21 protein-coding genes are annotated in these 26,186 nt (G+C 45.7%); 9 read left to right on the forward strand and 12 right to left on the reverse strand.

Going from position 1 to position 26,186, the window contains the following annotated elements:
* Nucleotides 1–45 precede the first annotated feature (45 nt).
* From FEF09_RS15340 to FEF09_RS15360, 5 genes are all read left to right on the forward strand, one after another.
* Nucleotides 46–549 (forward strand): DUF4251 domain-containing protein, encoded by a 504-nt coding sequence (locus tag FEF09_RS15340; protein WP_146305933.1) that lies wholly within the window; start codon nt 46–48, stop codon nt 547–549.
* 93 nt (nt 550–642) lie between these two features.
* Entirely contained in the window at nt 643–909 is a 267-nt protein-coding gene (locus FEF09_RS15345) for a hypothetical protein (RefSeq protein ID WP_146305934.1), read from the forward strand.
* A 125-nt stretch (nt 910–1,034) separates the two neighbouring features.
* A complete protein-coding gene (locus tag FEF09_RS15350) occupies nt 1,035–1,907 on the forward strand; it encodes a class I SAM-dependent methyltransferase (RefSeq protein WP_146305935.1) in 873 nt (290 codons plus the stop codon).
* Between the two features lie 57 nt (nt 1,908–1,964).
* Nucleotides 1,965–2,396 (forward strand): nuclear transport factor 2 family protein, encoded by a 432-nt coding sequence (locus tag FEF09_RS15355; RefSeq protein WP_146305936.1) that lies wholly within the window; start codon nt 1,965–1,967, stop codon nt 2,394–2,396.
* A gap of 158 nt (nt 2,397–2,554) precedes the next feature.
* On the forward strand, nt 2,555–3,010 hold the full coding sequence (locus FEF09_RS15360) for a PA2169 family four-helix-bundle protein (protein ID WP_146305937.1): 456 nt from the start codon (nt 2,555–2,557) through the stop codon (nt 3,008–3,010).
* Between the two features lie 86 nt (nt 3,011–3,096).
* On the opposite strand, the gene FEF09_RS15365 is transcribed toward FEF09_RS15360, so the two are convergent.
* The 5 genes from FEF09_RS15365 to FEF09_RS15385 form a co-directional block, all read right to left on the reverse strand.
* A complete protein-coding gene (locus FEF09_RS15365) occupies nt 3,097–3,462 on the reverse strand; it encodes an Hpt domain-containing protein (protein ID WP_222596988.1) in 366 nt (121 codons plus the stop codon).
* 21 nt (nt 3,463–3,483) lie between these two features.
* Nucleotides 3,484–4,842: a sigma-54-dependent transcriptional regulator gene (locus tag FEF09_RS15370; RefSeq protein ID WP_012791602.1), complete on the reverse strand. Its 1,359-nt coding sequence runs from the start codon at nt 4,840–4,842 to the stop codon at nt 3,484–3,486.
* A gap of 1,280 nt (nt 4,843–6,122) precedes the next feature.
* On the reverse strand, nt 6,123–7,295 hold the full coding sequence (locus tag FEF09_RS15375) for a glycosyltransferase family 4 protein (protein WP_146305939.1): 1,173 nt from the start codon (nt 7,293–7,295) through the stop codon (nt 6,123–6,125).
* A 112-nt stretch (nt 7,296–7,407) separates the two neighbouring features.
* On the reverse strand, nt 7,408–7,896 hold the full coding sequence (locus tag FEF09_RS15380; protein WP_146305940.1) for a response regulator: 489 nt from the start codon (nt 7,894–7,896) through the stop codon (nt 7,408–7,410).
* 215 nt (nt 7,897–8,111) lie between these two features.
* Nucleotides 8,112–9,443, reverse strand: a complete 1,332-nt coding sequence (locus FEF09_RS15385) for a DEAD/DEAH box helicase (RefSeq protein WP_146305941.1) — start codon at nt 9,441–9,443, stop codon at nt 8,112–8,114.
* 112 nt (nt 9,444–9,555) lie between these two features.
* Here FEF09_RS15385 and FEF09_RS15390 point away from each other — a divergent pair, with 112 nt between their 5' ends.
* On the forward strand, nt 9,556–10,647 hold the full coding sequence (locus FEF09_RS15390; protein WP_146305942.1) for a mechanosensitive ion channel family protein: 1,092 nt from the start codon (nt 9,556–9,558) through the stop codon (nt 10,645–10,647).
* On the opposite strand, the gene FEF09_RS15395 is transcribed toward FEF09_RS15390, so the two are convergent.
* From FEF09_RS15395 to FEF09_RS15410, 4 genes are all read right to left on the reverse strand, one after another.
* Complete coding sequence (locus FEF09_RS15395) at nt 10,638–11,102, reverse strand: VOC family protein (protein WP_261387521.1); 465 nt, start codon at nt 11,100–11,102, stop codon at nt 10,638–10,640. The genes FEF09_RS15390 and FEF09_RS15395 overlap by 10 nt on opposite strands.
* 15 nt (nt 11,103–11,117) lie before the next feature.
* Nucleotides 11,118–11,678 carry a T9SS type A sorting domain-containing protein gene (locus tag FEF09_RS15400; RefSeq protein WP_146305943.1) on the reverse strand — a complete coding sequence of 187 codons (561 nt, stop codon included), beginning with the start codon at nt 11,676–11,678 and terminating at the stop codon, nt 11,118–11,120.
* A gap of 2 nt (nt 11,679–11,680) precedes the next feature.
* Nucleotides 11,681–13,642: an OmpA family protein gene (locus tag FEF09_RS15405; RefSeq protein ID WP_146305944.1), complete on the reverse strand. Its 1,962-nt coding sequence runs from the start codon at nt 13,640–13,642 to the stop codon at nt 11,681–11,683.
* A 79-nt stretch (nt 13,643–13,721) separates the two neighbouring features.
* Nucleotides 13,722–14,762 carry a hypothetical protein gene (locus FEF09_RS15410; RefSeq protein WP_146305945.1) on the reverse strand — a complete coding sequence of 347 codons (1,041 nt, stop codon included), beginning with the start codon at nt 14,760–14,762 and terminating at the stop codon, nt 13,722–13,724.
* Between the two features lie 489 nt (nt 14,763–15,251).
* Here FEF09_RS15410 and FEF09_RS15415 point away from each other — a divergent pair, with 489 nt between their 5' ends.
* Together FEF09_RS15415 and FEF09_RS15420 are read left to right on the forward strand one after the other, a co-directional pair.
* The gene (locus tag FEF09_RS15415) at nt 15,252–17,537 is read left to right on the forward strand and encodes a GH92 family glycosyl hydrolase (protein ID WP_146305946.1); all 2,286 of its coding nucleotides are present in this window, start codon (nt 15,252–15,254) and stop codon (nt 17,535–17,537) included.
* A 423-nt stretch (nt 17,538–17,960) separates the two neighbouring features.
* Entirely contained in the window at nt 17,961–19,121 is a 1,161-nt protein-coding gene (locus FEF09_RS15420) for a FecR family protein (RefSeq protein WP_146305947.1), read from the forward strand.
* Nucleotides 19,122–19,126: 5 nt separating this feature from the next.
* Here FEF09_RS15420 and FEF09_RS15425 read toward each other — a convergent pair whose 3' ends face one another.
* On the reverse strand, nt 19,127–20,740 hold the full coding sequence (locus tag FEF09_RS15425; protein WP_146305948.1) for a Na+/H+ antiporter: 1,614 nt from the start codon (nt 20,738–20,740) through the stop codon (nt 19,127–19,129).
* Between the two features lie 43 nt (nt 20,741–20,783).
* Nucleotides 20,784–21,446: a response regulator transcription factor gene (locus tag FEF09_RS15430; protein WP_146305949.1), complete on the reverse strand. Its 663-nt coding sequence runs from the start codon at nt 21,444–21,446 to the stop codon at nt 20,784–20,786.
* 836 nt (nt 21,447–22,282) lie between these two features.
* Between FEF09_RS15430 and FEF09_RS15435 the strand changes: the two genes are divergently transcribed.
* Complete coding sequence (locus FEF09_RS15435) at nt 22,283–23,068, forward strand: SGNH/GDSL hydrolase family protein (protein WP_146305950.1); 786 nt, start codon at nt 22,283–22,285, stop codon at nt 23,066–23,068.
* Between the two features lie 49 nt (nt 23,069–23,117).
* Here the strand turns inward: FEF09_RS15435 and FEF09_RS15440 are convergent, their stop codons facing one another.
* Entirely contained in the window at nt 23,118–26,162 is a 3,045-nt protein-coding gene (locus FEF09_RS15440) for an efflux RND transporter permease subunit (RefSeq protein ID WP_146305951.1), read from the reverse strand.
* Nucleotides 26,163–26,186 lie beyond the last annotated feature (24 nt).

Here is a 26,186-nt window from a genome sequence, read left to right on the forward strand (position 1 = left end):
AAAATGTGGAATGACTTTCGCACGTTATATAAAAAATCAGTTTTTATGAGAAGTGTTCAAAGTAAAGTGGTAACAGTGTTAGTGCTGATCGGAGGATTGTTTATCAGTAATTTACAGGCACAGGACAAGAAGAATGACAAACAGCTGGCGGTAGAAAAAATGGTGAGCGCACGGAATTATGTATTCAAAGTACAGACGGTGCAGCCGACGAATCCTTCACCAAACAGACAGATAACGTCTGATTATGATGTGAAGATCACCCCTGATAGTGTGATCAGCTATTTACCATACTTCGGTCGCGCCTATACGGCGCCGATGGATCCGACGAAAGGCGGGATACAATTTACGTCTACCAGATTTGATTACAAGGAAGCCACCAGAAAAAAAGGTGGATGGGATATTACGATCAAACCACAGGACACGCAGGATGCGCGGCTGTTATCGTTCACAATATCTGATAATGGATTTGCTTCATTACAGGTAATCAGCAATAACAGACAGCCTATTTCTTTCACCGGTTATATCACTGAAAGGAAAAGTAAAAGATAACTAAAGAATACGTTAAAGTTATCTTAACGCTGATAGATTCTGGCACATAGGAACAGTTCTTGTTTTATATCTATCGAACCAAAAATTAGAACTATGTCAAAGAATAACAGAGAAGGCGTTAAGCATGAAATCCAGGAACTCGCAATGGGTAATTACAGGAGCTATCCTGAAGATTACGGTGTAAATGTGCAGGATGCAACTGCTAATGTACAATCTTTGGCCAGGGGCTATTGGGATAGTCGTGAGATCAGGGAAGTGCACCGTGACGAGAAGCTGGGAATCAATTTAAATGATTATCAGCAGTGGACGCAGGAAGCATTTGCTGTGTTTATTAAAAACAATGAATACTCTTTAAGTTAACGAATAGCACCTTCGAAAGGATATGCGTTTTGTCAGCTGCGGCAGATATTGTTTGAGACAGTATCTGCCGCAGTTTTTTTGTGCTATTTTTTATTATCTTTAGATAAACCCATTTCCCGTTCGTTATGAAGACAGACACTGCCAGTCGTACGGCCCAGTATATGGCGTTATTCCGGGCGTTGGAGACTAACCGCCCGTCCGGAAAAAGACTGTTTACCGATCCTTATGCTTTTTCTTTTCTGACTGCCCGCTTTAAATTTATCACCCAATTATCTGTAGTACCATTTATCCGTAATCTGATCTATCGCATCATCCGTAAAAGAATTCCCGGCGCTTTGTCATCTGGTGTGGCACGCACGCGCTACATTGATGAATTACTGCAACAGGCAGTCCGGGGCGGCGCTAAACAGGTCGTCATTCTGGGCGCCGGTTATGATACCCGCGCCTTACGTCTGGGCTTTCTGCGTGCCCTACCGGTGATTGAGATCGATCATCCTGCTACTGCGAAGGCTAAAAGGGAGCGGATCACGAGCAGTCTCGGACACCTGCCGGAACATGTCCGTTATCTGGAAATTGATTTTAATGAGCAACGGCTGGAACAACTGGCAGCCACACACCACATTGATCTTTCACTGCCGACTGTTTTTATATGGGAAGGAGTGAGTAATTACCTGTCACACGAAGCCGTAGCATCCACCTTTGCATTTATGGGAACATTTGCTGTCGGCAGTTATGTTATTTTCACTTATGTTGATGAAAAAGTGCTGCGATATCCGGCTGCATTTTTCGGGGGAGAGAAATTATTACAGGATCTGAGACAGATAGAAGAGAACTGGACCTTTGGTCTGGAACCCTTTCTGGTAAGGCGCTATCTGGATGGCTTCGGTATGGAGTTACTGGAAGATTACAGCGCTGTTGAATACCGGAATCATTATCTTCCGGACCGTACAGAAAAAGGATATGAATTTTACAGAGTCGCATTTGCTGTAAAAAGATAGTGTCACACTAAGAATTTAAATTTCAATTCTATATTTTTATTGCATAACTACTCCCGTATGAAAATTTACGTAACACTGCTGGCATTCTGTCTGGTGTCAGGCATCTCATCCGCACAATCCAAAGAAGAAAAAGTAGTCGCAGCACAGGTAGAATTGTTGCGGAAAGCCATGGTGGATGCAGATAAGGCGATATTGGAAAAAGTATCAGATGAAAAATTGTCTTACGGACATTCCAGTGGCAAGATAGAAGACAAAACTACTTTTGTCAGCAATATCGTCAATGGTAAATCTGATTTCGTGACCATTGATCTGAGTGAGCAGAAAATAGCGATCACCGGTAATACGGCGATCGTGCGTCATACATTCAGTGCAGACACTAATGATGGTGGTGTAGCCGGACATGTAAAGCTGTATATCTTATTGGTATGGGGTAAAGAAGGTGCTCAGTGGAAGCTGCTTGCCAGACAAGCAGTTAAAGTTCCTGCCTGAGGCCGTCCGCTATTTTACACATAGTGGAGATAAGCTTACACCAGGTTCTACATTGTATATCATTCTTCTATAAGAGAAATCGTTGTGGCATAGTTTTGTAACTAGTATTGGAAACAACAAGGCGCAACAGCCTTATCTGTTAACCAAAAACTTATTTTATGCAAGCTACAATTGAAACTATCGAGGTACTGAATGATCTGATCCAGATTAATAATGACCGTATCGAAGGTTATGAAAAAGCACTGAAGGAACTGAAAGCAGAAGATGCTGATCTGAAAGCATTATTCTCTTCTATGATCAGCGAAAGTCACGAGATTCGTCTTGCATTGGGTACAGAGGTAAACTCACTGGGTGGCGATATGGAGAGCGGAACTACTACAAGTGGTAAGATCTATCGTGCGTGGATGGATGTGAAAGCCGTCTTCACCGGTCATGACCGCCATACTGTATTATCCAATTGTGAAGCAGGAGAAGATGCAGCACAGCGTGCTTACAGAACTGCATTGGAAGACGAAGAGCTGCCAGCTTACCTGCGTGAAATGATCGTAGAACAACAGAGTACATTGAGAAGTTCTCACGACCAGATCAAGGCTTTACGCGACGCTAATAAATAGGGCTATAAGCGGGTTGAAAAATTTTAAAGGCATATACCTGTCTGCGGACAAGTATATGCCTTTTTTTATGTTGGTACCTGTGTGTCTCAGGATACTTCTTTGCTCAATTCATGCAGGTCCTGTTCCATCAGAGGTTTGATCTCTTTCAGCGTGTTTGTCAGCTGGCGGATACTGTCGCTGGTGGCGCAGGTCCATGCGCTGGATTCGCTGACCTTGCCAAGGATCTCACCAGCTCCTTTTATCTCAAGGTTCATCATACTGGGCTTCATTTTGTGCAGCACTTTTTTCAGTTCGTGGAGATTGTTGCTTTGTTGCAGCAATTCCAGTTCTGACACGTATTCATCCAGAGATGAGACAAACAATCCTATCATTTTATGAATGAAGGAGGGACTTGTACTGGTAATTTTGTACAGGTATGTATAAGAATAGAGTTGATGTTCCGGTTGCATCATAAGTTGATAGAATCTTCATCTTCAGGCGCCCTCTATTTCGCCTGTCTGTAACATTTTATAAATAGTGGATTTGCCGATATCCAGTTTTTCCGCTACCAGCAATACGTTGTCATCATATCTTTTAAGATAGTTACGGATGATCAGTCTTGTGTATTCGCGTAATGTCAGTTCTGTATTCAATACGGTGTCTACGTCGTGATTATTACCTGAGAGGAAGGTAATATCTTCCGGTTCTATACAGTTATTTTCTGACATCACGGCGGCGAGTTCCACCACTGATTTCAGTTCACGTATGTTACCGGGATAGGCGTAGCTGACGAGCTTATCTCTGGCGGCGGGAGAGACTTTGATCTCTGCCACTTTATTTTCTTTGCAGTAGGCGGTCAGGAAGTGCTGTGTGAGCAGCAGGATGTCTTCCTTACGTTCGCGGAGCGGAGGAAGGGTGACGGGAAGACCTACGATGCGATAGTAAAGGTCTTCACGGAAATTTCCTTTTTTCACTTCTTCCGCGAGATTTTTATGTGTGGCGACTACCAGTCTGAAGTCCAGTTTTACTTTGGAGGTACCTCCAAGGCGCGTCAGTTCTTTTTCCTGTAGTACGCGTAAGAGTTTGCTTTGAATATTGAGGTCCATTTCCCCTATTTCGTCGAGGAAGAGGGTGCCACCATTGGCTTCTTCGAAGCGGCCGATCTTTTTATTCTGTGCACCGGTGAAGGCGCCTTTTTCGTAACCAAACAGTTCACTTTCTACGAGTTCCCTTGGAATGGCTGCCATATTCACGGGAACGAAGGCGTGACCGCTTCTGGCGGAGTTATAGTGCACTGCGCGGGCTACCAGTTCTTTACCCGTACCGGTTTCGCCGGAAACGGAGACATTGATCAGGGAGCCTGCTGCTTTGTCGATCATTTTGAAGACGGTCTGCAGGGCAGGGCTATTCCCGATAATGGAACGTGAATAGTCGTATTTCGTTTTAAGTTCTGCTTTCAGTTCGGAGATCTCGTTTTTGAGGGAAGTATTTTCGCGCAGGCGGATGATTGCTTTCCACAGCAGTTGCTGGGTATTATCATCTTTTACCAGATAGTCTTCTGCCCCCATTTTGAGCAGGTCTACCGCGGTAGTAATCTTTTCTTGTGCGCTGATAATGATCACGGGCAGATTAGGTTGCGCCTGTTTGATCTTTTTGTACAATTCCTCTCCATTCATATCGGGTAGTCCGAAATCAATGGTGACGAGATCCGGTTTACGGTGTAGTTGTGCCAGGCATTCCTTGCCTGAGCCAATCAGGGTTACTTCGTAGTCGGGGTTCTGACTAAGGTAATGATGCAATAATCCTCCGTACCACTTATCATCCTCTACTATAAAAATCTTGAAATCGAGCATTCATGGAATTTTCCGTTAATTTAGGAAAATTTTCAATCATCAACAGGTCTCCTTTACCACACTTTTTTAAAAGTATGGCGCAGAAGACCTGGTGGGTTATTATGAAATAGGCAAGCAAAAATTTTAAAAGGCCCCTTTGCCCTCACAAAATCAAACTGCATCGGGGCCATGATCAAGCACTCTCAAGGCGTTAATGGTACATCCACATTAATTTCTTTTACTATCATCGCCTGGCCCCTCTATTCCCACTGACAGCAACTGCACAGGGGCCGGGATGAAAGTCTACATACTCAATACTAATATTTTGATGTGTTAAAGATCTGTTTCTTACAGTCTCATCGCCTGGCCCTGCTATCTATACATTTTCATTTTCACGAGGGCCGGGATGAAGACACTCTTAAGCGGCATTGGTCAACCACATATTCAACACGTAAATTTCATTTTGGGTATCATCTCCGGGCCCCGTCTGTTCTTCACTGACGGCAACGACACCGGGGCCGGGATGAATGTCCCACATGCTCAACACAATATTTTTCAATAATTAAAGATCTGTTTCTCAAAGTCTCATCGCCTGGCCCTGCTATCTGTACATTTTCATTTTCACGAGGGCCGGGATGAAGACACTCTTAAGCGGCATTTGTTAACCAAATATTTATCACGTTGTCCTTATTCCTGATTTCTGTTATCATCTCCGGGCCCCATCTATTCTCACTGACAGCGACTGCACCGGGGCCGGGATGAACGTTCACATACTCAACACAATATTTTCAATCACTTTATCACTTTTCTGGCATCATCTCCGGGCCCTGCGTTCTACACGCTTCCTCTTTCACGAGGGCCGGGATGACCACTCTAAACTGGCATAGGGGTCACACCACATCCTTAAATAATATCTTTTTCTTTTCTGGTATCATCTCCGGGCCCTTTCTGCGGCACTTTTCATTTTCACGAGGGCCGGGATGAGCACACACTAAATTGACATAGGGATAATGACTGTCATCTCCTGACCCCGTCTGTTCTCACTGACAGCCTCTGCACCGGGGCCGGGATGAAAGTCCACATACTCAACACAATATTTTCAATAATTAAAGATCTGTTCCGGATCATTGCCTGGCCCCTCTGCTTCACGTTTTCAATTTGCACCGGGGCCAGGATGAATGTTCACATACTCAATACAAAACCTCTTAAAAAAACCTCAAAAAAAACCTTGAAAAACCTCAAATAAACCCTCAAAATAAACCATGGATTGTTGTCATATTCCCCCTTAGTAATATCGTTAGCTAGTTTCTTGCGTTGTTGATGTATTCCTGTAAAGCGGCAGGGTAGAGCAGCACTTCTGCGAGTTGTTCCTTTTTACGCGGCGTAAAGTAAGTGCCGTCTGCAAAGAGGTCTTCTACCTGTTGCTTAAAGAATTCCGGTTTGAACTGAAAGGCAACCAGTTGTGCGGCGCAGCTCATATCAGCGTACAGTGGTTTGTTGCTCAGCAGTTGTTCTACGTGTTTGCGCACTTTGTCGATATAGTTGCCACTGATACGGTAACCGTTCCATCCGTGTGCGACCAGTTCATTAGCGCCTCCGGCAAGTGGTACGATCACCGGACGTCCGTAACTCATTGCCTGCAGGATGTTGAAGTCGAATGTATCCTGATAATGCTCTGTGTTAGAAAGGTTCAGGACCACAGCTGCCCGCTGGTAGAAAGGGTGCAGGTTCAGCTGTGTGCCATAGACCATCAGATTGTCAGGGATAAAATAGTTACTGAAATAAGCGTCTATCTCTTTCTGACTTGCGTCAATAACGAGTTCAAATTTTGTAGCGGGCATCTGATTGGCCAGTTCGAGTAGTTCCGGCAGACCGCTTTCTTTTTCCAGCGGTGCGATCATCAGTACGGTCTTACGGGAGCCATGATTGGCGTGCAATACGGCCTCCTGTACGAAAGACTGCGGCAAACAGCTGTGTACGATATGTTTTTCCGCATTCGGGAAACTGAATTTCGACTGTAAGTAACGGGAGCCAAAGACTACCTGTGTGGCCGTACGTCTGGCCATGTTCAACAGAAACGGGCGCAGCTTTGGAAAAGCGATGGACGTTTCGTGAACGTGGTAAGTAATTGGCGCCTTCTTCAGCCTGCCGGCCCATGCTGCACCGAAAGGCAGCAGTGTATTGATGTACACTTTTGCTTCCGGCTCAAGCAGCCCCCAAACTTTCCTGAATATTACCATCTGGGCCAGCAGGAAACTGAAGAAAACCTTCCATTTGTTCCCCCGTTCTAAATAATTTATGTAGTGGTATTGTACACCTGGAATACCGGACAGGAACCCAGGCGTATCACCGGTACGATTCGTGATAAGATGTACATCCAGACCTTTCTCTGTTAATGTTTCCAGTGACTGACGGAACACCATGGTGTTACCGTGTCTGTCGTTATGAAGGTGTACTGCGATAATCTTGTTCATAAAGGATGCATTGAAATATGTGATCTAGGTATAGGGATAAACAGAACGCTTCTTTAACAGTTGTCGGTGTAAGCAGGCTAATTGTTGTGGTGCCCGCAGGCGTCGGTGTAGGTTATGAAGATCTCAATACTTCATATAAATAACTGAATAGTGAACAGGAGGCAAGGACCAGTCCGAAGAAGAGGAAGAACCTGTTGTTGATCTTTTTCTTTTTCAGATAATCCGAAACGATAAACAGTTTGCTCAGCGTTCCGGTGATGTGTTCCAGTACACTATCATCTTTAATAATGTAATCAAACGCGCCATTCTTTAATGATTCGGTAGCGATCTCCGGCTGCTGACGTGAGCTGGCGAAGATGACAAATATGTTGTTGTTAAAGCGTTTGATCTCTTTCAAAACTTCCAGTCCGGTCATATCACCCAGATCGTGATCTAAAAGAACAACATCCGGTTGATCATCCAGTGCGGCTAAGAAGTCAGCACCAGATAAGAAGCAGCGTACGTGTTCGTAACCTTGCGCTCTCAGGTGTTTATCGTAAGTGGCGAGGCAGAACGGATCGTCATCTACTAAGTATATCTTGCTTTCGAACTTGTTAGCCATTTGCTGTCGTTTGGTATAATAGAAACCATTTAAATGCCAGTTTCCGGGAACGTTGCCAATCAGCCATGGTGGCGGGTTTTAGGTTTTGGCATACCCACCGGAACGTCTACTTTCAGGAAAAAATTCCAAAAAATGGAAAAATGGATGGAAAAGGGCATAAAAAAACGCCCCGGGGGATGCCGGGACGTTCGGAAGAGGTCGTAAGGACCTTTATTTTATGACTGCGTGGCTGGTCTGCCGCCGCTGTTGTTCTTGCTTTTATGGTGCTGTGGCTGGCCACCCTGCGGGCGTTGGCCCTGATTTCCCCCCGGTTTGTGGTTACGGTTACCGCCACCATTGCCACCGGGACGTTTTTTACCGTGTGGACGTTTGCCACCGCCTGCGCGGAATGGTTTAGGTGAATATTCCGGTACCGGACCTAATGCAGCTGGTACCTCGGCTTTGGTCACCGGTTTACCCAATACTTCTTCGATACGGGCGAATTTGCGTTGTTCTTTCTCGCTGATGATGGTATAGGCGGTACCATCGGTGGCTGCTCTGGCAGTACGGCCGATACGGTGGATATAATCTTCCGCGTCGTTTGGCACGTCATAATTGATCACCAGGTCTATATCTTCTATATCTATACCGCGGCTCAGGATATCTGTCGCCACCAGCATTTTCAGCTTCTTGTTTTTGAAATCCATGAGCACCTGTTCTCTCTTCTCCTGCTCAAGGTCAGAGTGGATCTCTTCTACGGAGAAACGGGCCTTTTTAAGCTCATAGGTGAGCTGTTTTACGTTCTGCTTACGGGAACAGAAGATAATGATGCAGCCGAATTCCTTGCGTGCCAGCAGCTGTTTGATCAAACCGATCTTTTGTTCTTCAAACACGATAAACGCTTCCTGTACGATCTTTTCAGGCGGTTTGGAGATGGCAATGTTGATCTCTTCCGGTTGATGGAGGATCTTCATGGCCAGTTTGCGGATCTTATCGGGCATGGTGGCCGAGAACAGCAGGTTTTGTCTTTCCTTTGGCAGGGTAGAGGTGATCCTGATGATATCGTCATTGAAACCCATGTCCAGCATACGGTCTGCTTCATCCAGCACAAGGTATTTTACCGCGTCCAGCTTGACATAGCCCATGTTCAGGTGGGCGATCATACGACCGGGCGTACAGATAACGATATCCACGCCGGAAGTCAGGGCTTTTTTCTCAGCCGCAAACAGAGCGCCGTTGCTGCCGCCATATACGGCGATAGAGCTGACGGAGGTAAAATAAGACATACCCTCCAGTGTCTGGGCAATCTGGACTGCCAGTTCACGGGTCGGTACTATAATCAGTGAGTTGATTTTGCGTGCATCATGGGGCTCAGTGATTAAGCGGTGCAGGATAGGCAGCAGGAAAGCGGCCGTTTTACCGGTGCCAGTCTGGGCACAGGCCAGAATGTCTTTACCTGCAATAATCGGGGGGATAACTTTTTCCTGGACTGGCGTCGCCGTCGTATATCCCATCGCATCTATTCCATCCAGGACCCTGTCGTCCAGGTCAAATTCATCAAAATACAAAGTGCTTATATGGTTTTAATTCACAAATATATACGCTAAAGATACGTAATTGTAATCACAGCACATACGGTATGTTCTTTGCGGGAAATGCGGGAACTAATAATTAACCGAGATGTTGGAAAATTTACAGAAAGATCTTCATTTACCGCCGATTGTATGGAGTATTTTGCTTGGCTGTGCCGCGCTGATCACAGGTTTAATTGTCAAGTATCTGCTGGCATTGATTCTGAAACTGACTGCCACTAAGAATCCGGCCGACTATTCCCTGATCAGATCCGTTTTAAAAAGATTGGGAAAACCGATCAATTATTTCCTGCCGGTGCTGGTGTTGGACATGGTACTGCCGTTTATGGAACTGGCAAAGCGGCCGATGGATATATTGAGTCGTGCCGTGGAGATTTCTCTGATCATTTCCTTTGGATTGATCCTGACGGGGCTGGTGAAGGTTTTTGAGGACTATGTGATGCATACCTATGACTTAAAAAAGGAGGATAATCTGCGGGAGCGGAAAATGCGTACCCAGTTGCAGTTTGTGCGTAAACTGGCTATCAGCATGATTCTGGTGCTGACTTTGTGTGCGGTGTTGCTGAGTTTTGACAGTCTGCGGAAGATTGGTGCAGGATTGCTGACCGGTGTGGGTGTCGGTGGTATCATTGTGGGTTTTGCCGCACAGCGTTCCTTATCCAATTTCCTTGCGGGGATGCAGCTGGCCTTTACACAACCGATCCGTATTGATGATGTACTGGTTGTGGAAGGAGAATGGGGCAGAGTGGAAGAGATCACCCTGACCTATGTGGTATTAGGTATCTGGGACCAGCGTAAACTGATATTACCGATCAATTATTTTATAGAAAAGCCTTTCCAGAACTGGACCCGTACAGGTTCGGCGATATTGGGTACGGCATTCCTGTATCTGGATTATACGGCGCCTATAGACATATTGCGGGCCGAGTTTGAGCGGATCCTCAAGGATCATCCGTTGTGGGATAAACGGGTGCAGGTGATGCAGGTCACCAACATTACCGACCGTTCTGTGGAGGTCAGAATGCTGGTGAGTGCGAATAGTTCGGGCAAAGCATTTGACCTGCGCTGTTTCCTGCGGGAAAACATGCTGTCGTTTATACAGGCCAATCATGCTTATTGTCTGCCGAAAACGCGTGCTTTATTAGAAGAAAATGAGCAGAAATTATTAGCTCAGGGATGATCGTCATTGATTTCTACCCAATAACCATCCGGGTCGGTGAAATAGATCTGTTTGATACCATCGACCCGGAGTGTTGGTTTATCCGCTTCACCCTGCCAGCTTTCGAAAGGGATGTGGTGCTTACGCAAGCGGGCCATAAATTCTTCAACTGAGGAAACACTGAAGCAGAGGTGGGAGTTTTTATCGTGGGGTACGATTTCCTTTGCGCCTGAAATAATGTGCAGATGACTGTGTTCAGCCACTTTGAACCATGTGTGACGTCCATCATGGAAGGGCTCAGGGATGGTATCGATCTGGACAATATCCCTGTAGAAGGCAGTACTTTTCTGAAGATCAACTACATAAAGCGCGATGTGATTTAACATGGCGCTTTTGCGTTGTTGTGCGGAAGCAGGCATATTGGAGAAGATCATAACAGCCGCCAGCAAAAGCAAGTGTGGAATCCGTTGTTTCATTCTCCAATATACTCACTACTGATCGAATTTTATGAACTTTCTTGTCACCTTGATACCTGTATCGAAGATGATAGTGACGAGGTAAACGCCCGGCAGGTAATCATGTACATCGAGTTTGTACTCATACATGGTACCGTAGGTAGCCAGTGCTGTATTGGCTTCTGAGAACACCATGCGTCCGTAGAGATTGATGACGCGCACGTCCACTCTTTTGACACCCGGATCAAGATTGTATTTGATAGTAATTTCTTTATCAGTAGGGTTAGGGTACACCAGCATTTCATCGGCATTGAGCTTTGGAAGCACCAAAGGGCCCTGCTGGTATCCCTGTTGCACAACGGCGTAGTCGGGATAGCTGAGCTGTTTCACGGCGATATCACCGATTGTACAGTCAATTTCGTATTCGAATAATTTTTGGTCCATGTCCGTCAATCCTACAAGTACGGCTTTACCTCCGCTGGCAGTGATCTGACGTTCGATCTTGGGGATCAGCGCAGACTGCGCGTGTGCCATTCCTGATAACAGGAATGACACACCCACAGCACTTGCTGTAATTATTTTACTGATTGTTTTCATTATCAAGGTTTTTCGGCAGTGAAGATTTCCATCTCAACTCTTCTGTTCTTTCCTCTTCCAGCTTCGCTACTGTTGGTAGTAAGTGGTTGGGACTGACCATAGCCTTTGGTGGTAATTCTTTCAGCATCAACACCTTTGCTGACGAGGTATTGTCTTACTGCTTCACTTCTTTTTTCTGATAAAGTCTGGTTAAATGTTTCAGTGCCTTCGTTGTCTGTGTGACCGCTCAGCAGCAGCTGCCATTCACGATGTGCCTGCAGTAAAGCAGCCATTTTATCGAGAGAAGGCAGGGAAGAAACTGCGATTTCAGCTTTTGCACTGGCAAACTGAAGGTTGGAGAATGCTTTATTTACTACTTCTTTTTCGCTTTTTTTCAATTCTGCGGCTTTCATAGCTGGTTTTGCCGGAGTGGCAGCAGCAGCTGAATCAGCAGATGGGGTGATGTCGTTCATTGGTAATGGACCCGGACCAACAGGGAAACGTCTGTCGGAGTAAGGCAGTACGGTACCGTCAGCCAGTACTTCATCTGCACGGGAAGCGACGATCTGCCATGTGAAAGGCACATTCGATTTACCATTCTGTAACTCCTTTACGTCGAAGCCTTTAGCGGATTTATTGGTAACATATACACCGTTACATTCGCCTTCCAGCTGGATAAATACTTTCATCGGGTGTTTTGCATCGACACGGATCACTTTTGCGAGCAGATCTTCGAGGTCGATATGTGCAGCACCGTTTTGCAGTTCGCCGGTACCGAAATCCTGGAACAATACTTCTGGCGCTTCTGTACAGAACAGGAGGCGGTTTTCGCCGGTCTGGTCTTTCACGACAGTAGATTTTGTACCATTGGAGATCATACCGTACATGCCACTTGAGTTAGCACCTGCGAGGTAAGTATAAGTATGTACAACTGAAGCGGAGGTACCGAATTCGAATACACCACCCCAGCGATCAACGTCTGTAGCAAGACCTTTTGCAAAACCAACCACACCTACACCGGGATACTGGCTTGTACCTGTACCACCCGCAACACCAACCACACCTGCACCACCGTGTGACGGCAGAACAGTTACCTGATTGTTACCAACACCCATTACACCTACACCAACGTTAACGGTTGTACCGAAACCGATTGTACCAACACGTGTACCCATACCCATTACACCCGCGCCTATTTCAGGCGTGTTGGTAATAGTCTGATAGTCAACGTTGTTACCCGCACCAACTACACCCACACCAGAAGCGTGTGTAGACATACCCAGCACACCACCTGAACGGAAGGTGTTGGTTGCTTTATAAGGGGAGTTCGTCATACCGATCACACCCACACCACCGCTGGTAGAAGAGTTATAACCTCTAACACCTTCGTTGAAACGGGTAGTACCAGAACCGTATACACCAGAACCTACCTGTGTGAAACCTTTTACGCCGTAACCGTTACTTGCGTTGTAACCAGCCACACCAGCACCAGTACCGCTGTTTGCGTAACCGATGATTGCGTTTGTATAGATAGGCTGGTCATTTACGATACCGGTAGAATGATCTCCGGAGAAAACGGTGAATACACCTTTACCGAGAGAAGTACCTGCATCGTCTGTACCGTTTACAATGATCTGTGGTTTATCAGGGAAGATGCGCATTTTTTCAAACTGAGGACCTGTACCACCGGCCTTGATGATGAAAGGATTATCATCTGTCGTACCGATAAAGTCGAGCGCCGGATTGGTATCAGAGTTACCTCTGATCAGCCATGCTCTGTTGCCGGATTTTAAAGTATCTGTATCTGCGGTAGTGGCCAGTCCGATAGAACCATCCGGTTTGAATTCCAGATTGGAGAGGTTCCATCCGGTACCACCTTCAGCGAGTACTTTCCAGGCGCCGGTACTATCATATATATAAGCAGTCCTGTCAGTGCTGTTGTAATAAGCCCAGTTCAGGGAAGGTGTAGCCGGTGCAGCTGCCATTGTACCCTGCCAGCTGATAGAGGCGCCATCTTTACCAATGGAACCATCCTGTGCGAGTATCTGCCAGTTACCGAGGCTATCATATATATGCTTTCTTATCGGCGCTGTTATAGTAGGCCATGTTCAGGGAAGGCGTAGCGGGAGCTGTTGCCATTGTACCCTGCCAGGAGATGGAGATACCATCTTTTCCGATCACACCAGGAACACCATCTGCACCATCCTGTGCGAGGAGCTGCCATGTGCTGGTACTATCGTAGATGTAAGATTTTTTGTCTATTGTATTGTAATAAGCCTGATTGATAGTCGGTGTTGCAGGAGCTGCTGCGAGGGAGCCTAACCAGCTTACGCCTGTACCTACGCCATTAGCACCATCTACACCGCTTTCAGCGAAAACCTGCCATGCAGATCCGTCATAGATGTAGGCTTTTTTGTCGGTCATATTATAATATGCCTGATTAGCGCCACTTGGAGTTGGTTCTGCTGTGAAAGAACCTAACCACGAGAGTGCAGGGCCGGGAAGACCGTCAATACCGTTAGTACCATCCTGCGACATGATCTGTGGCTGGAGGTTGGTATCGTAGATATAAGATTTCTTATCTGTACTGTTATAATATGCATTACCAGCAGCAGGCGCTATAGGAGCAGAGGCCAGTGTACCCAGCCATACAACGCTGATAGTGGTACCACCGCCGCCACCACCGGTGCCACCGTTGACAGCATACAATGCATACGGAACGGCCATAAAAGGCATTGTTCCGATGGGAACGAAGTCGTTGTTACCATTTTTGTCCAGTTCAACTTTCAGATACTGGTTGGCCGCGCTCCAGGGGATGTTCGAGAAGGAGCCGGTTTCTACAGTACCCTGGCCAATAATGACATTGAACAGCCCCTGTGAATTGGTCACGGGGGTATGTTTTTCCACATAGATTGCTGGTCCGTCAGGGCTTCCGCTAAGGATACTGAATCTGACCTGAATAGCTTGCAGTTTTAAGGGGTCACCCTGGTTGGAACTTCGGGCGAGTGCCTGATAATTGAAGCCTGTCAGACCCGATTGTGCTCTTGCGATGAAGCTCGAACAAACAAAAATGGGGACAAGTAAAATGAGTAAAATTGCTTTCATCTCATACGAGTTATAACAGTAATAAGTCAATAAGTATATAATATTATATTATATCTTATATTATATTAAGTAAAGATATGACTTAATTTCTATTTATTCTTATTTTAATGTATTGTTTACACGAATCACACAGACGTAGCATGGTTATCTATAGAAATTGTGTTATTTAAATAGGGGTATGCCCCTCACTTTAGTGTTATATGAGGTGAGTAAAAATAGGAGGTAACCCCTAATAGCCGACTGATTATCAATTCCAGAAAATGGAATAAAAGAAGGAGGGGGAGGTCGGGTAGGAGGATATTCACCCTAACGTGCTATTTCTAAAAAAAATGACGCAAAGACAGGAGTCCTGACAAAAATTCTTTTCTGCACAAAGTTGCCCGTCCGGATATGTTGGTAAATTGTTAACATGGAGCAATAGTATTTTCACTGGTGTTCCTTTTCTGCATTCCGCTGCGTATATTGCTCCCCTTAAAGGAATTTAGAGATATGCAATTGGGACTTAAGCATTACCCTGTGCTGGCTGCCTCACTTTTACTGGCCGGCATGCAGGTAAACGGACAAGACAAGAAACCAACTTTTACTTCAGGAAAGGAGTTTAAGCCTACAGAATACGTCAATCCATACATCGGTACCGGTGGCCATGGTCACGTATTTCTGGGTGCGAGCGTGCCTTTCGGTGCGGTACAGGTTGGGCCTACCAACATCGTAAAGGGTTGGGATTGGTGTTCAGGTTATCATTATTCTGACAGTGTGGTGATCGGTTTCCCACAGATGCACCTGAGTGGTACGGGTATCGGTGACCTCGGTGACGTGTTGATCATGCCATATACCGGTAAGATCAGGACGAACCATGGTTCACAGGAGAATCCGACCACTGGTTATGGTTCCCGCTACACACATGCGCATGAGACGGCGAAACCCGGCTATTATGCGGTGCAGCTGGAAGACTACAATATTAAAGTGGAACTGACCGCTTCCGAAAGGGTTGGTTTTCATAAATATACGTTCCCACAGGGACAGGAAGGCCACATCATCATCGACCTGAAAGAAGGTATCGGTTGGGATGCGCCGGTAGAAACCTTTATCCAAAAGAAAGACGAGTACACGCTGGTAGGGTATCGTTTCTCTAAAGGATGGGCGGAAGACCAGCGTCTGTGGTTTGCGATCAAAAGCAATGTGCCTGTAAAGGATTTTGTCGTATTTGACGGTGACAAACAACTGTCTGGTACTGAAGGAAAGGGTAAAACCATCAAGGGTGTTATCAATTTCGACAAAGCGCCTGCAGAAGCGATGCTGAAAGTAGGTGTTTCTCCTGTAAGCAGTGAGAATGCACTGGCTAACATCAATAGTGAGATTCCTTCATGGGACTTTGCAGGTACGGTGAAAACAGCGACTTCCAAATGGAACAAGGAGCTGTCTAAAATCCAGCTGCAGACAAAAGACACTGCCAGCAGAAGCATCTTCTATACAGCTATGTATCATACGATGATTGGTCCGGCATTGTTCAACGACCATGACCGTTCTTACCGTGGTACAGATAAGAAAGCTTATCCTAATCCGGGTTTTGACAACTATACCGTCTTCTCGCTGTGGGATATCTATCGTTCCTGTGCGCCGCTGTATACCCTGACACAGCCAGAAAGAGTGAGCAGTTTTGTAAACTCTATGCTGACTATCTACAAGCAACAGGGTAAACTGCCTATCTGGCCTCTGGTGGGCAGCGAAACCAACTGTATGGTGGGTTATCATGCCGTACCGGTTATTGCGGATGCTTATCTGAAAGGCTATAAAGGATTTAATATCAATGAAGCTTTTGAAGCCATGAAAGCTTCTGCTACCAGAGATGATCTGGGTATGAAGGATATCAAAGCGAAAGGATATATTCCGGCTGATAAAGAATACGAATCTGTATCCAAAGCGATGGAATATGCGATTGACGACTGGTGTATTGCTGCTGTAGCTAAAAAGCTGGGCCGTACAGATGATTTCGCGTATTTCTCCAAACGTGCAGGTTATTATAAAAACTACTTCGACAGCACTATCAAGTTTGTACGTCCGAGACTGGATGATGGTAGCTTCAAAACGCCATACGATCCGTTCCACTCCATCCATGAAAAAGGTGACTTCACCGAAGGTAATGGCTGGCAGTACACCTGGCTGGTGCCACAAGATGTAGAAGGTCTGATCAGCCTGATGGGCGGTGACGATGCTTTCACCCAAAAACTGGACAGCCTGTTTGTAGCAAGTGGTGATATGGGGGCAGAAGCTTCCAATGATATCTCCGGTCTGATTGGCATGTATGCACATGGTAATGAGCCAAGCCATCACGTTACTTACATGTATGCTTATGCTGGTAACCAGTGGAAAACATCCGAGAAAGTAAGACAGGTGATGAAAGACTTCTATACCACCACTCCGGAAGGTCTGGCAGGTAATGAGGACGTAGGTGCAATGTCTTCCTGGTACGTACTCTCTTCTCTCGGTTTCTATCCGGTAAATCCTGCGAAAGGTATTTATGTATTTGGTAGTCCGCTGTTTGAAAAAGCCAGCCTGAAGGTACAGGGTGGTAAAACTTTCAATGTAGAGACCATCAACAACAGCGCTGAAAATATCTATATCCAGCAGATTACGCTGAATGGCAAGCCATACAAAAACAGCTATATCCGTCACGCGGATATCCTGAAAGGCGGTACGCTGAAGATCACAATGGGCAACAAGCCTAATTATGATTTCGGTAAAGCGGTAGCTAACCGTCCGGATTCAAAATACTAGTCATATTCTGATATGATCAAAAGGCCGGCTGTGAGAACAGCCGGCTTTTTTTGTTGTAACATCAGGAATCAAGCATAAAATTAAGCATTGGAATGCAGTTGAGAGGTTACAATTATTTATTAATCAATAGCTTAGGTTGTTATTAACCGTTGAATGATGCCAGCGCTACCCTGACTGAGTTGGTCTTTTTTATCAGCATTCTTCCCTGAGCATTAACAGCGTTTATCTGTCTCATCTCTTTCTTACTCAATCGTTTACTTTTATTTTTTAAGTGTATTCTATAACAATTTGTTAGCAAATGCATTAACCGGTAATTAACAGTTTAAATGAGCAGATGTGCGTAGCTTCATGCAATAGATTGCAATACCTGTAATTTGTATTCCACGTGCGGAGCCATCTACCAATCATTGAATAGCAAGAAAGATGAGTGAAAATCATGAACACATATACCAGTTGTTATTGCAAAAGCGCAACGGTACGATCAATGAATCAGACGATCAGTATGTATCAGCATTAATCAGCGGCCACGAAGATGTTGAGTTGATGTGGAGGGCCCTGAAGCATAGTTTCTCACTGCCCGGGGAGGAAAAGTTCTGGCAACAGATTGATGTGTCGAATGCCTGGAGTGCTGTCAGGGAAGAATTATCAGTAAAGAACACGAATATACGCAGTATCAGAAAATGGCTGTTTGCAGCGGCTGTTGTAACCGTTGCCATGACAGGTATCAGTCTGATATGGAAGAATAATCGCCAGCCGGCTGCTGAGATCGCGGGTGCGGCACCTGTCAGCAAAACTGCAGCTCCCAAAGGAGGATTGCAATTACAGCTGGCGGGAGGGGAAACCATTGCCCTGCCATATAATCAGGCAGCACAGGATATTAAGGCAGGCGATGTACAACTGAGTGCAGGCGCCAAGAAATTACAGTATACCAGTGGCACTGCCATGGGTAGCGGTTATAATACGCTGACCGTACCGCCTAAAATGGACTATAAACTGGTCCTCTCAGACGGCACGGAAGTATGGCTGAACGCGACGTCCCGTTTACGCTTTCCGTTCAACTTTGCCGGAGACAAACGTGAGGTTTATCTGGATGGGGAAGCCTATTTTCAGGTAACAAAAAATGAGTCTAAACCATTTATTGTACATACAGAGAATACAGACATTCAGGTGCTGGGTACCAGTTTTAACGTCAATGCTTATAGTGACGGATTGACCCGTACTTCACTGGTCAGCGGTGCTGTTATCAGCAGGGCTGAAGGCAGGGAAGTACAGCTCAAGGCAGGTCAGGAAGCGGTTTATAACAGCGATGGCGGTTATAAAGTGACTGACTTTGACGACAGCGAAGTGCTGGCATGGATGAAGGGCGTGTATGTATTTCACAATACGCCCTTGTCAGAAATTGCCAATGTGATAGAACGCTGGTATGGCATTCAGGTAGTATTTGACAATAAGGAACTGGCCGGTAAGAAATACACCGGTGGATTAGAGAAATTACAACGTATCGATTATTTTCTGGAAACGCTTGAACTGATCGGTGACATTCATCATACTTACGACGAGCATGGTGTATTACACCTGAAATAAGGGCTTTAGTGACTACTTCTGCCGTTTATTTCTGCCTCTTCAAGATCTAATAACGCCTCTTGTTTACGGAGCACCTCATCATCATAGAGGTGCTCTTTTTTTAGTCTGAACAACTCTTTTCGCTGCAAGGCTATCAGGTGTTTCTTAACCCCATGGAAACGCTCTATTTCATGTAATTCAGTATCGTCACATTCCAGTGATGCCAGTTTGGTGGCGGACAGAGAAATGCCGCTTTGCAGCTGCTGCTGCAGATTGGCCACCAGCTCGTTTTCTTCAATGTCTTTCCTGTAAGTGTCCTGTAACTGTTTATGCGCCACTTTCATCAACTGCAATCTGATGCCGGTTTCCTGCTCTACTTCCGGCACAATATTGTCAATCTCCTTCACATTCAGCAAACGGGTGATCAGTGGCAGGAAAAGCCCCTGAATGACCAGTGTAATGAAGATCACCACAAAGGTGATGAACAGGATCAGGTTACGGTGGGGGAAATTGGTGCCGTTGTCCAGCGCCAGCGGAATTGACAAGGCAGATGCCAGTGATACCACTCCACGCATACCTGCCAGTGCGATGACTAAGGGAGCTCTCCAGCCCGGATGGTTCTCATTGGTGCGAATGGATTTGAAAAGCAGGCGGGGAATATAGGTGGCCGGATACATCCAGAGTATACGGATGACGATGGCCAGCACACTAATGATCACACCATAACGGATGGCCTCTCCGAGGGAATAGTCGCCAAGGCCTTCCACTATTTCAGGCAATTCCAGTCCGATGAGAATAAACACAATGCCGTTTAACACAAACGCCACCGTTTTCCAGACGCTGACCGCCTGCATACGGGTGTTATAATTGAATATTTCGTGTGAACGGAAAGACAGGAATAATCCGCCGCTGACTACCGCCATGACGCCGGAGAAATGAAACGCTTCAGCGCCGATATACATAAAATATGGCGCCATGAAGGTAAGTGCCGTTGATATACTCGGTGTGGTCGGAAACCAGCGCAGGATCGCATAAAATACATGCCCGATGGCCAGTCCTGTCAGGATACCCATGATCGTTACCAGAAAGAAATCAGTGGCTGCCTCATGTATGGAGAAGGTGCCTGAGACGATGGAGAGTAAGGCAAAACGGAACACGATAAGGCTCGATGCATCATTTACCAAACTTTCTCCTTCGAGTATATAAAGTGCGCGTTTAGGTAATTTTATGTTCTTCAGGACGGCAGTGGCGGCGACTGCATCAGGCGGAGAAATGATTCCGCCCAGCAGGAATCCGAGTCCGAGTGTGAACCCCGGTATCATTGCATTGGAAACATAGGCAACGATACACGAAGTGAACAGTACTAATCCGAATGCCAACAGTGAAATAGGGCGTTTCCATTTCCAGAAGTTATGCCATGATGTATACCATGCCGCTTCAAATAAAAGCGGTGGCAGGAACACGAGAAACACTAGTTCGGGCTCCATTTTAATGCGCGGTACCCCCGGGAGGAATCCGATCACCAATCCTCCGAGCACTAAAAAGATCGGATAAGACACTTTGAGTCGCTGGCCGAGCATCATCAGCATGAAAACGACAAACAAAAGCGATAAAATCAACAACAGATTTTCGTAAATCATATATACCTGGCTTATAAGGGGAAACGCTTTCCCAGAGCCAAACTTAAGACAATATTTTGTATTGCTGTGTGAGGTTTTTTATGGCATATTTGATCAGTGAATTATGACCTGTCAGGTTTAGCTTTTTGGAAATGTTATGTCTGTGATTCTCGACAGTTTTGATACTGATGTTAAGTGTCTGTGCAATTTCTTTTGTGCTCATGCCTTCAGCGATCATCTGCATGACCCTGAATTCAGTTTTGCTGAGTTTGTGATGGGCTTCCTGTGGTATAGCGGGCACAGAAATAATGGTGGTGTGTTTATCCCTTTGTTGTACATTGAAAATGGTAAAGCGTGTAAGCCTTGACCTGATGCTCATCAGTAGCTCTTTGCTTTTGAATGGTCTGGACAGGAAGTCATCTGCGCCTAGGTTCATGCCCATGCGCATATCTTCTTTTCCTTCTTTACCGCTGATAAAGATAAAAGGAATGTGTTGCAGGGAGGTGTCATTCCGTAGTTCCATCAGGAAATGAAATCCGCTGCTACCACGCAGTTTTACGCCGCATACAACAATGTCGGGCTGGTACTGGCGGCAGATGTAAATACCTTCTTCAGCAGTGCTGGACGTATGTACGTCATAGTGATGCAGGGTTAATAACTGTTGAATCTTCCTTATTAAAGCAGCATCTTCTTCAATAACCAGTATTCTATAATTTGACTCTTTCATTGGCTATCTTAATTTGAGGCAGTTTGTTCGTCCCCGTTAGTCGCGTGTCCCTTATAATAACAGTTTGCCGAATATTCGCGTATAGTTTTTCCATTTAACGCATAACTGCTGCTAAAATTGGCAGGGGCAAAAAAATCTATCCACATAGTTATAGGTCCCTATAAAGTTTTTATGATCAAATAAGTCGTTTTAATGATCGGTGAACAATTCACTTCCTGTCGGGCCCGTAGCAATGTAATACTGGCCAGACAGGGGTAACATTTCAAATATGGTTTTTCAAGGAATGGTGGGCATTAACAGCCGAAACAGCGGGCTGCACGTAAATATGCGTCAAATATTGGGGCCTTAATAGCCTGGTCCGCTGCTCTTTCTGAAAATAAGTGTTTTCACCTAGAAACATGTGTGTCCTTACTCATTTTCTATATCAGGTTCCGAAATTTACGAAATCGACAGCAACAATTGTACATCTTTACGTAAGAAATGCATAAATCATTTAGCATGAGGTATGTTTGAAGTAAGATTTAATATCAATGTGCGCTAAATTTTATATGATTAATCGAGATATCTCACTTTATTATAATTCTGCCATATCCATATCCATAATAAAGCCACAAATGGTTTCGCAACCTGCGTATGCTGATTATGAGAATGTATACCAGATGAATGCGAAAATTTTTTAAACACAGGTTTTCATAGGATAGATAACTAAATTGCCGCTCATTCCTGAGCGGCATATTTATTTTTATTATTAATATTTATTAGCTTTAATCCCTACAGGTTTCACCATTTACGTGGTATAACCAGCCACTAAATCCATACTTAACTATCATAATTCCATGGAACAACAACAGCATTCCAACCGGAGGAGCTTTATCCGGAACGTGTCACTTGGGAGTCTGGCTGCACTTAGCCTTCCTCAGATTGTTTCAGCAGCTGTAAAGACCAGCGAAAGTGAAAGCCCGGCCCGTGCCAAAAAATTAACCCTGAAGAAGGATGCAGTTATCGTCTTTCAGGGAGACTCCATTACTGATGCAGGACGTAAACGTGATAAAATGGATCCTAATGATCAGGGCGCACTGGGTAATGGCTACGCTTATCTGGCGGCAGCTTCCCTGCTGACAGCATACCCTGAAAAAAACCTGAAAATCTATAACAAAGGGGTCAGCGGGAATAAGGTGTACCAGCTGGCAGAGAGATGGGATGCCGATTGTCTGCAACTGAAGCCGGACGTTCTCAGCATTCTGATCGGTGTAAACGATTACTGGCATACGCTGAACGGCAGTTATAAGGGTACAGTAAAAACTTACCGCGAAGACCTTATCAAACTGCTGGATCGTACGAAACAGGCACTGCCTGAGGTACAGCTGATTATCGGTGAGCCTTTCGCTGTCAATGGCGTGAAAGCGGTAGATGATAAATGGTTCCCTACGTTCAATGAATACCGTGTGGCAGCGAAAGAGATCGCTACCCAGTTTGATGCGGTGTTTATTCCTTATCAGGCCATCTATGACAAAGCACAGCAACATGCACCGGGTGCTTACTGGACTGGTGATGGCGTGCATCCGGCTATTCCGGGGGCAGGATTGATGGCGACTTCGTGGGTAGAGATGGTCAAAAAATAATTAAGCATTAAAAAAGGCGCTCATTTTATGAGCGCCTTTTTTGTTTGATTTACTGGTTGCCTGTTCTGGGCGGAATCAGTTTGTATACAACCGGCGTTACAATCCTTGACAGGAGGGTAGAACTGATCAGTCCTCCGATCAATACGATGGCTAATGGGGCAATCAGCGGATTGGTGGAGACTGCTATCGGCATCAGGCCGCCAATGGCAGTCAGGGATGTGAGCACAATCGGGAGGAAGCGGATCTCACCTGCTTCCCGGATCGCATCTTCCAGCGATTTACCCTCCTCTCTCAGCTGGTTGGTAAAGTCTACCAGCAGGATTGTATTCTTCACCTCGATTCCCGCAAGGGCGATCATACCGATAATAGCTACGAAAGACAATGAATTACCTGTTACCCATAAAGCAACGGCCGCACCTACTACACCCAGCGGAATAACAGACAATACGATCAGAGTGCTTTTGAAGGTTTTAAATTCCAGTACCAGTACTGCCACAAAGAGGAAAATAGTGACGATAATGATGCTGAGGAAGCCTCCGAATGAGTCCTGACGGGCTTCTACCTCGCCGCCCATTTCATAGCTATAACCCGCTGGCAGGTGGAAGGTATTCATTTTGGCAATGGTGCTGTTGATGACACGATCTGCCAGGAAACCTTCCTGTAAAGAGGCCGTAACAGATACCACACGTCTCTTTTCCTGATGATTGATATGCAGGGGAGATGCCTCCATTTTCAGACTGGCTACCTGCGATAATGGATAAGGCTTGTCGTCCTGATTGTTTACATAAAGGTTGTTGAAGACCTCCATTGTCGGCCGGCCATCCTTATTGCGTGTCAGCAGTACATCATAGTCATTGTCGTTTTTATCGGCATAATGACCAAGGTTGAGTCCTGCTACTGCCAGACGTACCGTACGGTCAATATTTACGCTCGGAATGCCCAGCAATTGTGCCTTCTCTTTATCTATATCTACACGGATATCTGTTTTCAACAGTTTCACCGGATTGTTTACATAAATAGCGCCGGGTACTTTCTGCAGCATGATTTCTACCTGAGCCGCCAGACTGCGGAGGGTATCCAGATTATCTCCGAACAGACGTACTTCCACAGGCGCCGGCGCTGGTGGTCCCTGTTCGAAGTTGATCACTTCTACTTTTGCACCGGGATAAGGTGTCCAGCGTTTACGCATCCTGTCGATGAGTTGCAGCTTTTTATCAGGCGCTGTGTGCTCGTCCAGCTGTACGAAGATCTGTGCGTAATCGGTCCTTTCGTGCTCCTGTACGACGTTATAGTAAACACGCGGATTACCCTTGCCGACATTGGTAGCGTAGTACTGAATAGATTTCTCATTCTTCAGTTCCTGTTCTACCTGTCTGGCGATACTTTTGGTGTAGGCCAGACTGGATTGTGGCGGCGTTGTAATGTTGATCAGGAACTGTGGTTTCTCCGATGCCGGGAAGAGGCTGAAGCCCACAATCTGGAAGAGGAACATAGAAGCGCCAAAGATCAGTACTGTCACGATAATGGTGATCACAGGTCTGTTCAGCGCTTTATCCAGTAAGCGGGAATAGCTGCCGTGGATGAGTTTCTTCAGTGTACGCATGAAGATGTTACCATCCGGGTGACCGGTATGTTCTGACAACAATTTGCTGGACAGGAAAGGGATGATGGTGAGCGATACAAGCATAGAGGCAAATACGCTCAGGATAACGGCCATGGGTAAACCACGGATGAAATCACCAGCACCTTCCGGCAGGAATACCAGCGGCATAAACGCGATCATGAGGGCTGCGGTACAGCCGACTACCGCCTGACCGATCTGTTTGGTGGCCTTGAGGGTCGCTTCCATTTTGGTATGTCCTTCCAGTATCCAGCGCTCAATATTTTCAACCACAACGATGCTGTCATCTACCAGCAGACCGAGCGCTACTACCAGTCCGACGATACTGAGCTGATTGAGGTTAAAACCGAATACATTCAATAAAACCACCCCGATGGCGAGGGACAGAGGAATCGAGATCATCACGATCAGGGCAGGGCGGAAGCCTAATGGCAGGAGGGTGATGGCTACCAGCAGGATCGCAATGATGAAGTCTTTTCCAAGTCCGCCGAGACGTCTGTTAACATTATCAGCCTGATCAAAGTGCTGGATCATGTCTATATTGGAAGGCAGTGTTTTCTTGAAGGCGGTCAGCACAGGGGCATATAGTGTTTTCGTCTGACTGATATTCTCACCTTCTTTTTGTGCTGCTACCACAAAGGCACAGCGGCGGCCATTCAGTCTTGTCTCGTATTGTTCATCAGCAAAGCCATAGTAGATATTAGATACGTCTTTCAGGAAGATATTTTTGCCTTTGCTGTTGAATACAACGGTGTTTTTGATCTCTTCCAGTTGCTGGTAACTACCGCTACTTTTAATGTTGTAGCTACGGTTACCTGCATCAACGCTACCACCGGGAATGTTAGCCATTTCATTCTGTATACTGGAGATGACTTTGTTAACAGGCAATCCAAGCTGCGCGATCTTTTCCAGATTCAATTCTATTCTTACCTGTCTGCCGGGGATACCGTGGATCTCTACATTCTTCAATGCTTTTATATTCTCCAGATCATCCTGCAGTTTTTCTGCGTAGTACTGTAATTTGTCTTTAGGAGCGGTTTCCGATACCAGCGCGATCTGCATGATGTTTACATCACTGGGTTGTACGCGTTGTACATCAATATTGATATTATCAGGGAGTTCGCCGCGTTTACCATTGACTACGCGGAGTACTTCCTGATATTTGTCGTCTACGTTGCTTCTGTATTTGTATTCTACGCGGATGACGGCCAGACCGTCACCGATATTGGTACGTACGCGTTTGATATTTTCCTGAGAGGAGAGTTCTTTTTCCAGAGGATCTACTATCAGGTCTTCCATGTCTTTAGGGCTGGTACCGGGGTATACCACCACAACACTGAACATGGGTGATTTCACCTCCGGGTCTTCGGAGCGGGGCATGGAAAGGATGGTCGTCAGACCTAAAACAATAATCATGATAAAGATGACCAGTGTAAACTGGTAGTTCTTTACCGCGTATGAAGAAATTTTCATGATTCGATAAGTTTAAGGAAGTGC

The organism is Chitinophaga pinensis, assembly GCF_007896845.1.
GTDB classification, from domain to species: Bacteria; Bacteroidota; Bacteroidia; order Chitinophagales; family Chitinophagaceae; genus Chitinophaga; species Chitinophaga pinensis_C.